Source organism: Bradyrhizobium sp. dw_411 (assembly GCF_018449695.1).
Taxonomy (GTDB): Bacteria; Pseudomonadota; Alphaproteobacteria; order Rhizobiales; family Xanthobacteraceae; genus Bradyrhizobium.
Genome location: NZ_JAAVUY010000006.1, coordinates 410,132 through 419,813, shown reverse-complemented (window position 1 = coordinate 419,813; position 9,682 = coordinate 410,132). Strand labels below are relative to the sequence as shown.

Sequence of the window (9,682 nt, the reverse complement as noted above, 5' to 3'; positions counted from 1 at the left end):
ACTTTCTGCGCGGCTAAATCTTGAACCCTCATGGTGAGGAGCCTCGTCTTCGAGGCGTCTCGAACCATGAGGCCCCAGGCGATTACCGCGGCGGAAAGTCATATGCGATAGCCCTGCCGCTTGCGGGGAGAGAGAGAAACAAAACGCTACACCGGCACCCGCACCGAAGCGCGAAGGCCGCCCATCGGGCTGTCGCCAAGCGTGATATCGCCGCCATGCGAGCGGGCAATGTCGCGGGCGATCGCAAGGCCGAGGCCGGTGCCGCCCTCATCCTGGTTGCGGGCGTCATCCAGCCGCAGGAACGGCTTGAACACTTCCTCGCGCATGTCAGGTGGTATGCCCGGCCCGTCATCGTCGATGGTCACGGTCAGATAGCGGTGATCGCGGTGGCCGGTGATCGAAATCGCATTGGCGTGCCGCGCCGCGTTGGACACGAGGTTGCCGAGGCAGCGCTTGAACGAAGCCGGCTTCACCGTCACGACCGGCAGGCCGTGAAACGACACGGTCGCGGTATGGCCGTTACGTTCGGCGTCGCTGCGTAACTCTTCCAACGCCAGCGTCATGTCGGTCGGCTGCGCCTGCTCACCGCCGTCGCCGCGCGCGAAAGCCAGATACGCCTCGAGCATGCCGGCCATCTCGTCGACATCTTTTCGCATGCCGTCGATTTCCGGACTGTCGCCGATCAGCGCCAGTTCGAGCTTGAAGCGGGTCAGAATGGTGCGCAAATCGTGCGACACGCCGGCCAGCATCGCGGTGCGCTGTTCGATCGAACGCTCGATGCGCGCTTTCATCTCCAGGAACGCCTGCGCGGCCCGGCGCACTTCGCGTGCGCCGCGGGGACGGAAGTTAAGCGCCTCGCGGCCTTTGCCGAAACTCTCGGCGGCATCGGCCAACCGCAGGATCGGTTTGATCTGGTTGCGCAGGAACAGGACCGCGACGATCAGAAGGATCGACGACGTGCCCACCATCCAGAACAGGAAGATCTCGGAATTGGAAGCGTAGGCAGCGCTGCGCTGGGCGAAGATGCGCATCACGGCGTCGTCGAGCTGGATGCGGATTTCGACGAGATTGGAGCGGCCGACGGTATCGATCCAGAACGGTTTTGCGATTTGCCGGCCGAGTTGCACCGACAGCGTCTGGTCGAGCAGCGAGAAAAATGGTTTCGGGCCCGGCGGCGGCATGTCGCCGACCGCCAGAAAATCAACCACCAGCCCGAGCCGCTGCTGAGCGATCCGTCGCAACAGCGTGTGGTCCTTGTCCTGCGGATAGCCCTTGTAGACGTCAATGAGACTGGCGATATCCTGCACCACCGCTGCCGACAGATGCCGCGTCACCGTGTTCCAGTGCCGTTCCATGAACACGAACGCCACCACCGACTGCAGCACCACCATCGGCACGATCATGATCAAGAGCGCGCGGGCATAAAGCCCGGTCGGCATCCAGCTCTTGAACGCGTTGCCCATCCAGCCATTGGCCGCGGATACGCGCCGCGAAGCGGTGCGGATCAGCGTGAGGCCAGTGTCGAGCGTGCTCATCGTTCAGGAATCACTCTACGGGTTACACTTGCGGCAATTCAGGGCGACGCGACCAGGCGGTAGCCGATGCCGCGCACGGCCTGCAGGAACAGCGGATTGGCGGGATCGCGCTCGATCTTGCGCCGCAGGCGGTTGATCTGCACATCGACCGCGCGCTCATTGACGGTGCCGTCGCCGGTCAGCGCGTTGCGCGGCACGGTCTCGCCGCGCGCGAGCGCAAGCATGCGCAGCATGTCGCGTTCGCGGTCGGTGAGATGGATGGTTTCCTCGCCCTGGCGAAGCTCGCCGCGTTCCAGGTGATAGACGTAGGGACCGAATGCGGTCTGCTCCAGCGTCTCCACCGGCGGCGGTGCGCTTCGCTTGAGAATATTGCCGATCCGCAGCACCAGCTCGCGCGGCTCGAACGGCTTGGCGACATAATCATCGGCGCCGATCTGCAGGCCTTCGATCCGGCTTTCGGCCTCATGGCGCGCAGTCAGCATCACGATCGGCACCGACGAGGAGGTGCGGATGAAGCGCGCCAGGTCGAATCCGGTTTCGCCGGGCATCATGACGTCGAGGATCAACAGGTCGAAATGCAGGCCAAGCAGCTTGGCGCGCGCATCGCTCGCGCTCATCGCGGTGGTGACGCGGTAACCTTCGCCGCACAGAAAGCGCGACAACAGATCGCGGATACGGCGGTCGTCATCGACCAGCAGCAGATGCGGCGCATCATCGGCCGGTCGCGGTGGCGTTCGAGCGAGAATTGCAGCCTGGGCCACGATTATTCCTTTGCCTTTGCGGTGCCGGCCCCGAAGATCGTTTCCAGCACCTTGTCGGGATCGTCGCGGTCGATCATCGCGCGCAGAAACTGGCGGACGGTATCGGCGCCATCAGGTCCGATGTCGCGCAGCGCCCGGTTCAGCCGGTCGGTTTGCAGGCCCGCCAGCTTGGCGACCAGCGCCTCACCCTTGGCGGTGGCGAACAGCAGGCGTTGCCGCCGGTCGTTATTGCCGGCCTTCTGGACGATATAGTCTTCATCGAGCAGCTGCTTGAGCACCCGCCCGAGGGATTGCTTGGTGATCCGCAGCACGTCGAGCAGATCGGCCACCTTCAGCCCGGGATAACGATACACGAAATGCAGCACCCGGTGATGTGCGCGGCCGAATCCGAACACTTCGAGCTCGTGGTCGGCATCGCCGACGAAATCCCGATACGCGAAGAATAGCAGCTCGATGATGTCCCAGCGCAAATCGGCCGAACCGGGGTTCGGCGCATGCGCCTCGCTAGCCTGCGAATCGGGAGCAGGGGGCGCCGTCGAGAAATTTATGTCAGTCATATTGACATATCTTGGGTTCAATGTTACAAAACTGCCAGTCGTGACGAAATATTAGATCGTTTATTCGTGGCGACATTCCAAACAGGGTGAGAAAGCCCTGAGCCGGCGGCAAGGGCCGCAAATCAACTGTGCAACTGTCGAGCAGCATCTCGGCAAACATACTGGACTTCCGCCTTCCACAAAAGCGGGTCCTCAGGACCGTACTGGCAGGGAAACCGGCCTTTAGGCCGGCTGGGGCGGGGCCAGACCCAACCAACAGCGCCACGGCGCGCGGCGCGCAAAGCGTCAATCCGGGAGAGAGCCCATGGGAGTTTCGTTCGACAAAATCGATGGCGTCATCTGGTACGATGGCAAACTGGTGCCGTGGGCGGCTGCCAACGTCCATGTGCTGACCCACGGACTGCATTACGCCAGCGCCGTGTTCGAGGGCGAGCGCGCCTATGGTGGCACCGTCTTCAAGAGCCGGGAGCATTCCGAGCGGCTGAAGCAATCGGCGCAGATTCTCGACTTCGAGATCCCTTATTCAGTGGCCGAAATCGATGCCGCCAAGCAGCTTGTGATCGATACCAACAACCTGCCGGACGCCTATGTCCGCCCCATTGCGTGGCGCGGTTCGGAGATGATGGGCGTGGCGGCGCAGAGCAATACCATCCATCTGGCCGTCGCGGCCTGGCAATGGCCGAGCTATTTCGACCCGGCCGAAAAGCTGAAGGGAATCCGGATCGGCCTGGCCGACTACCGCCGGCCGGATCCGCAGACGATCCCCGCGATGGCCAAGGCCGCCGGCCTCTACATGATCTGCACCATCTCCAAGCACCGAGCCGAGCGCGCGGGCTACGCCGATGCGATGATGCTGGATTGGCAGGGCCGCGTCGCCGAATGCACCGGCGCCAACATCTTCTTTATTCAAGACGGCAAAATCCACACCCCGATCGCCGATTGCTTCCTGGCCGGCATCACCCGCGCCACCGTGATCGACCTCGCCCGGCGCCGGGGTATCGAGGTAATCGAGCGCCGCATCCTGCCGGAGGAACTTTCGGGGTTCAGCGAGTGCTTCATCACCGGCACCGCCGCTGAGGTGACGCCGGTGTCCGAAATCGCGCAGTGGAAGTTCAAGCCCGGCGCGATTTCGGAGCGGTTGATGGCGGACTACAGCGCCGAGGTGCAGCCGAAGGGCAGGGCCGTGGCGGCGTGAGGGACTTTCTTCCCCTCTCCCCCTTGTGGGAGAGGGTGGCCGCGATGCGAAGCATCGCGGCCGGGTGAGGGGTCTGCGTCCGCGGATACAGACCCCTCATCCGGCGCGCTGCGCGCGCCACCTTTTCCCACAAGGGGAGAAGGGAAGTCAGTAAGGTTGCCGCATCGCGCCGGCGCTGGTACCAACGCCGCCGATGGCCGAGAAACCCAAAAAACCCCAGAAATTGCGCGCCCGCCTGCCGCGGGGGCTCGCCGATCGCGGTCCCGCCGAGATCGCGGCGACGCGCGCGATGGTCGAGAAAATCCGCGAAGTCTATGAGCGCTACGGCTTCGAGCCGGTGGAAACTCCGGCGATGGAGTTCACCGACGCGCTCGGCAAATTCCTGCCGGATCAGGACCGGCCCAATGAGGGCGTGTTCTCGTTCCAGGACGATGACGAGCAGTGGATCAGCTTGCGTTACGACCTGACCGCGCCGCTGGCGCGGTACGTGGCGGAGCGGTACGGAACCGAGAATCTGGTGCTGCCCTACCGCAGTTATCGGTTTGGCTACGTCTATCGCAACGAAAAACCGGGACCCGGCCGCTTCCGGCAATTCATGCAGTTCGACGCCGATACTGTGGGTACTGCGTCCGGCGGTCAGTCAGCCGCCGCTGCCGATGCCGAGATGTGCATGATGGCCGCGGACACCATGGAAGCGCTGGGAATCCTGCGTGGCAGCTATGTGGTGAAAGTCAACAATCGCAAGATATTCGACGGGGTTTTGGAGAACATCGGTCTTGGCGGTGACGAGAACGCAGGGCGACGGCTAACTGTGCTGCGGGCTATCGACAAACTAGATAAGTTTTCGATATCGGAAATTCGTAAGTTGCTCGGTTCGGGTCGATGGGATGGTGGAGAAGAGGGAAAGGGTGATTTTGCTAAGGGTGCTGATCTAACTGAAGCCCAGCAAGATGCCGTGATCGACTACTTCACAACCGACACCAACGTTCGTCAACGTCATTCAACACCAACATATCATAAGGACGCGGAAGGTTATCTCATTCAGGACTACGGCTTGTTTTTGAATCTCCTAGACTTGCCACAGGGGAGGAATCCCACATCGTCTGCCGGGATCGAGGAGCTTCGAGAAATAGCGAATCTAGTAGACGGCGCGGGATACAGAGATCGTATTGAACTCTCAACAAGCGTCGTGCGCGGTCTTGAATACTATACCGGTCCAGTCTTTGAGGTGGAACTCCTGCTCGAAACCAAAGACGAAAAAGGCCGCCCGGTACGTTTCGGATCGGTCGGTGGCGGCGGGCGTTACGACGGCTTGGTCTCGCGCTTTCGCGGCGAGCCGGTGCCGGCGACCGGATTTTCGATCGGCGTGTCGCGCCTGCAGGCCGCGCTCACGATGCTCGGCAAGCTCGATACCACGCCGGAGTTTGGTCCTGTCGTGGTCACCGTGTTCGATCGCGACCGTGTCGCTGATTACCAGAAGATGGTCGCGGTGCTGCGCGACGCCAAAATCCGCGCCGAGCTTTATCTCGGCAATCCCAAGAACATGGGCAACCAGCTCAAATATGCCGACCGGCGCCATTCGCCTTGCGTGATCATTCAAGGCAGCGACGAGAAATCGCGCGGCGAGGTCCAGATCAAGGATCTGATCGAGGGTGCCAAGGCGGCTGCCGCGATTGCCTCCAACCAGGAATGGCGCGAGACCCGGCCGGCGCAGTTCTCGTGCCGTGAGGACGAACTGGTCGCCAAGGTACGCGAAGTGCTGGCGCGGCATGAGGTGAAGTGGAATTGATCCTCATGGTGAGGAGGCGCGGCATACACACGCAGCCTGCGTAAACTTGGCTGTTGCGCCGTCTCGAACCATGGGGACAATATGGCATCCTTCGAGACGCGGCCAAGAGGCCGCTCCTCGTGCGATAACGGCGGAGCCGTTACGCAGGGATGAGGTCAACGGCGAGATGCCGTAGCAAGAGAAAAGGGAGATAAAATAATGCCTGAAATTACCGTGAGCATGGCCGCCGGCCGTAACGACGAACAGAAGGCCGGCATGATGCGCGACATCACGCAGGCGCTGGTGAAGAACCTCGGCGTCGATGCCGATAACGTTGTGATCCAGATCAACGAAGCGCCGCTGGCTCACAAGATGAAGGGCGGCAAGACTTTCGTTGAGCGCGCCGCTGCCGCGAAGAAGTAAGGCAGGCGAGTAGTAACGTCATTCCGGGGCGTGCGAAGCACGAACTCCGATGTGCATTTGCACATCGGAGAATCTCGAGATTCCGGGTCTGGTCCTTCGGACCATCCCGGAATGACGACTGAAATCGGATCCTCCATGGATGCACGCGACGTCATCACAATCGGCATGAGCGCCGAGCGCTTGCTGGTGGTGCCGCCGGAGCGCACCGTCGGGCATTTCGTTCCTGATATGCCGATGGTCTATGCGACCCCGATGATGATCCTGGAAATGGAGATGGCGTCGGCCGATGCCATCAGCGCTTTTCTCGAGCCGGGCTGGGTCACCGTCGGCACCGAAGTCGATATCCGCCATCTCGCCGCAACGCCGGTCGGCGCGACCGTGCGGACTACTGCGCGCGTCATCGCGGTCGAACGCCGGGTGATCCGTTTTGCGGTCGAAGCCTTTGACGACAAGCGCCGCATCGGCGAGGGCCGCCATGCCCGCGGGCTTGTCAATGTCGAGGCGTTCAACAAGCGGCTGGCGGCGGGGTAGATAAAGACGGTCCTCATCCTGAGAGTCTGACTCATAATTCGCAGGACGGCCGCACTTTGGCATTTTTGTCCTGCGGCAGTCGATCTGGCTTCGCTTATCTTGATTCTAAAATTTCAGAACCACACGCTAATCGATTCTAAAGTTGCGCGGGAACCGGTACTTAAAGCCACACACGGTGGCTCCTGCCAATTATCAGTCAGGCTCTGAGGAGCGCGCACTTGCGCGCGTCTCGAAGGATGGCCGCGAGTCCGCCCGTGCATCCATCCTTCGAGACGCGGCCAAGTGGCCGCTCCTCAGGATGAGGACAGAAACCTACTTCGCCAGTTCCTGCGACCGCCGCGTTGCCGCCGCAACCGCGCGCGTCAGCAGCGGCTGCATGCCATCCGGTCCCATCAGCACTTCGAGTGCCGCCGCCGTGGTGCCGCCAGGCGAGGTGACATTCTGGCGCAGCGTAGCCGATGCGAGTTCTGAGCGATGCAGCAATTCGCCGGAGCCGGACACGGTTTCGCGTGCGAGTCTGGTCGCAAGCTCTAGCGGTAAACCGGCTTCGACACCGGCGCGCGCGAGTTCCTCGGCGAGCAGGAACACATAGGCGGGGCCGGAGCCGGATACGGCGGTCACTGCATCCATCAGTTTTTCGTCATCGACCCATTCGACCGATCCGGTGGCGCGCAGCAGCGCATCAGCAATCGTGCGCTGCGTGGGGCTAACTTTCTTCGACGCCACCGCGACCGTAATGCCGCGCCCGATCGCAGCCGGGGTGTTGGGCATCGCGCGCACCACGCTGCCGCCGCAGGCTTGTTCGATCGAGGCGATGGTGGTTCCCGCCATGATCGACACCACCAGCGTGGCCGGCGCGGCAAATGGCTTTAAATCAGGCCCGGCCTCGCGGAAAGATTGCGGCTTCAGCGCCACGACGAGGGTCGCGACCGCGCCAATATCCTTGGCGGAGGGATTGAGGCGCACGCCCTTGGCGGCGAGCGCGTGGATGTCATCGGAAGGATGCGGCTCGATGACGGTCACGCGCCGGGCGTCAAGGCCCTGCGCCAGCCACCCCGCCAGCATCGCGCCGCCCATCTTCCCCGCGCCGGCGAGGACGATGGTGTCCTGGATGTTTTGTAGGCTGCTGGCGTTTTTCACAGGTATCACCACAAATTACGCTCGTCGTCCCGGCCTAGTGCGCAATTGCGCACGGGGGCCGGGACCCATAGCCACCGTAGTTTTAGTGAGGCGCGGTAAGAGCGACAAGCATCTTACTTGAATTCGGGCATCACGCGGTATGGGTCCCGGCTTTCGCCGGGACGACAACACTCATCATTGCCGGGCTTGACCCGGCAATCCATCATCTTTGCAAGACTCTTTTCCAGATGGATGCGCGGGTCAAGCCCGCGCATGACGAACGAGACAGCCCTACGCCTCGCCCTCGGTATCGAACATCGCCGCGCTCATGGCTTCCGGCGCGGTTTTGCCGGCCCAGACCACGAATTGATACGCCGGAAAATAACGCTCGCAGGCGTGGATGGCGCTGACCAGCATGGTTTCGCATTGCGCGGCCGAGGCGGTGAGGCCGCCCGGCAGCACCAGCGCCTGCCGGTACATGATCATGCCGCTGTGGGTCCAGATATCGAAATGCCCGACCCATAATTGCTCGTTGATCGCCGCGATCAGCCGCTGCACCTCGGCGCGGCGCGCTTGCGGAATCTTCATGTCGAAGGCGCATGCCAGATGCAGCGCCTCGATCTCGCCCATCCAGGTGAAGGAGAGCTGGTAGTCGGTCCAGTCGCCCTTGGAGACGATCGTCACTTCATCTTCGCCGGAGCGCTCGAACGCCCAATTATGATCGGCGGCGATATCCTCGACCACTGCGAGCGGATTGTTCCGGGAATCGATTATGCCTTCGAGGAGGGACATGCCGTCTCGACCTTGCCTTTACAAAATTCGGATACGAGTGTGGTACGCACGCGGCCGGCGCGACACGCGCTGACATGCGCGCCGTTGCCGTTTGCAACTCCCCGATGGTCCGGCGCCCGCCGATATCGGAGCTTGCCGGGACGAAGTGATGTGATTTGCGGAATCGGCGCAACGGCACGGGGAGTCCATCCACAGGCAAAGCGGGATCGTCCACAGCTCTTCCTGCGCGTTAACGATCGCGATGAGAACAAACCGGAATCGGATTCACGCGAACGCCTTAATCGTTAATTTTTTCGGATTCGAATCCGCGTCGCGACTTTGGCCGGAGTCTGGCTCCGGCTCATGGGGTCCATGCACATTCCCATGAGGGAACATGCTTGCTGGCAACTCGGCGCTTCGGCATAGTTCCCGCAGATCGAGGTACGCCATGAGTGAGACGCCGCAAGAACCCGTAAAAGAGTCCGCCGGACAGGCCGCCGCGACGGAACATCCACGCTTTGCCAAGCCGCAGCGGGTCGCTTTCGTGCAATCGGCCTGGCATCCCGAGGTCGTGGAAGCAGGCCGCGTTGCGTTCCTGGCTGAGATCGAAGCCCGCCACATCGCGCGCGCCCAGATCGATGTGTTCGAAGTGCCGGGCTCATTCGAGATCCCGCTTCACGTTCAGTTGCTCGCCAAGACGCGGCGCTACACCGCGATCGTCGCGGCCGGTTTAGTGATCGACGACGAGTATGTCGCCGAAACCGTGGTCAAGGCCTTGATGGACGTGCAGTTGCGAACTGAAATTCCGGTGTTCTCGGCCGTGGTCACGCCAAAACAATTCAGCGAGACCGAGGCCAATGTCGATTTCTTCCGCAAGCATTTCGCGGCCAAGGGCGTCGAAGTCGCGAAAGCCTGCGCCAATACGTTGCTCAGCCTGGAACGGCTGCGCGGTCAGGTCGCGGCGGGGATTGTGTAACCGGGACGAGGATCGCAAGCTTTCGATCGGATAGTCCGATAGATTG

Annotated in this window: 10 protein-coding genes; 5 read left to right on the top strand and 5 right to left on the bottom strand. The window is 62.0% G+C overall.

Translation table 11 applies throughout. The annotated features are described in order from the left end of the window. Positions 1-146 precede the first annotated feature (146 nt). Genes HB676_RS13250 through HB676_RS13240 form a run of 3 tightly spaced genes read right to left on the bottom strand, consistent with a single transcriptional unit; the run spans position 147 to position 2,853 of the window. A complete protein-coding gene (locus HB676_RS13250; protein ID WP_213738234.1) occupies positions 147-1,535 on the bottom strand; it encodes an ATP-binding protein in 1,389 nt (462 codons plus the stop codon). A gap of 38 nt (positions 1,536-1,573) precedes the next feature. After that, complete coding sequence (locus HB676_RS13245) at positions 1,574-2,296, bottom strand: response regulator (RefSeq protein WP_213738233.1); 723 nt, start codon at positions 2,294-2,296, stop codon at positions 1,574-1,576. Positions 2,297-2,298: 2 nt separating this feature from the next. Next, complete coding sequence (locus tag HB676_RS13240) at positions 2,299-2,853, bottom strand: MarR family winged helix-turn-helix transcriptional regulator (RefSeq protein ID WP_213738232.1); 555 nt, start codon at positions 2,851-2,853, stop codon at positions 2,299-2,301. A gap of 304 nt (positions 2,854-3,157) precedes the next feature. Here HB676_RS13240 and HB676_RS13235 point away from each other — a divergent pair, with 304 nt between their 5' ends. The 4 genes from HB676_RS13235 to HB676_RS13220 all read left to right on the top strand — a co-directional run bounded on the left by HB676_RS13235 (position 3,158) and on the right by HB676_RS13220 (position 6,770). Next, positions 3,158-4,048 carry a branched-chain amino acid aminotransferase gene (locus HB676_RS13235; protein WP_213738231.1) on the top strand — a complete coding sequence of 297 codons (891 nt, stop codon included), beginning with the start codon at positions 3,158-3,160 and terminating at the stop codon, positions 4,046-4,048. A gap of 193 nt (positions 4,049-4,241) precedes the next feature. Further along, complete coding sequence (gene hisS, locus HB676_RS13230; RefSeq protein WP_213738230.1) at positions 4,242-5,837, top strand: histidine--tRNA ligase; 1,596 nt, start codon at positions 4,242-4,244, stop codon at positions 5,835-5,837. 198 nt (positions 5,838-6,035) lie between these two features. After that, positions 6,036-6,239, top strand: a complete 204-nt coding sequence (locus HB676_RS13225; protein ID WP_213738229.1) for a tautomerase family protein — start codon at positions 6,036-6,038, stop codon at positions 6,237-6,239. A gap of 135 nt (positions 6,240-6,374) precedes the next feature. Continuing rightward, positions 6,375-6,770, top strand: a complete 396-nt coding sequence (locus tag HB676_RS13220; protein ID WP_213738228.1) for a thioesterase family protein — start codon at positions 6,375-6,377, stop codon at positions 6,768-6,770. 312 nt (positions 6,771-7,082) lie between these two features. On the opposite strand, the gene proC is transcribed toward HB676_RS13220, so the two are convergent. Further along, complete coding sequence (proC, locus tag HB676_RS13215) at positions 7,083-7,919, bottom strand: pyrroline-5-carboxylate reductase (RefSeq protein WP_213738227.1); 837 nt, start codon at positions 7,917-7,919, stop codon at positions 7,083-7,085. Positions 7,920-8,180: 261 nt separating this feature from the next. Beyond that, positions 8,181-8,681 (bottom strand): YbjN domain-containing protein, encoded by a 501-nt coding sequence (locus HB676_RS13210; RefSeq protein WP_213738226.1) that lies wholly within the window; start codon positions 8,679-8,681, stop codon positions 8,181-8,183. A gap of 427 nt (positions 8,682-9,108) precedes the next feature. On the opposite strand from HB676_RS13210, the gene HB676_RS13205 reads away from it, so the two are divergent. Beyond that, positions 9,109-9,636 carry a 6,7-dimethyl-8-ribityllumazine synthase gene (locus HB676_RS13205; protein ID WP_213738225.1) on the top strand — a complete coding sequence of 176 codons (528 nt, stop codon included), beginning with the start codon at positions 9,109-9,111 and terminating at the stop codon, positions 9,634-9,636. The last annotated feature ends 46 nt before the right edge of the window (positions 9,637-9,682 follow it).

Bases quoted from the DNA above. Each gene is read 5' to 3' on its own strand.
- HB676_RS13250 (WP_213738234.1), bottom strand. From the start codon at position 1,535: ATGAGCACGCTCGACACTGGCCTCACGCTGATCCGCACCGCTTCGCGG.
- HB676_RS13240 (WP_213738232.1), bottom strand. From the start codon at position 2,853: ATGACTGACATAAATTTCTCGACGGCGCCCCCTGCTCCCGATTCGCAG.
- HB676_RS13235 (WP_213738231.1), top strand. From the start codon at position 3,158: ATGGGAGTTTCGTTCGACAAAATCGATGGCGTCATCTGGTACGATGGC.
- hisS (WP_213738230.1), top strand. From the start codon at position 4,242: ATGGCCGAGAAACCCAAAAAACCCCAGAAATTGCGCGCCCGCCTGCCG.
- HB676_RS13225 (WP_213738229.1), top strand. From the start codon at position 6,036: ATGCCTGAAATTACCGTGAGCATGGCCGCCGGCCGTAACGACGAACAG.
- HB676_RS13220 (WP_213738228.1), top strand. From the start codon at position 6,375: ATGGATGCACGCGACGTCATCACAATCGGCATGAGCGCCGAGCGCTTG.
- HB676_RS13210 (WP_213738226.1), bottom strand. From the start codon at position 8,681: ATGTCCCTCCTCGAAGGCATAATCGATTCCCGGAACAATCCGCTCGCA.
- HB676_RS13205 (WP_213738225.1), top strand. From the start codon at position 9,109: ATGAGTGAGACGCCGCAAGAACCCGTAAAAGAGTCCGCCGGACAGGCC.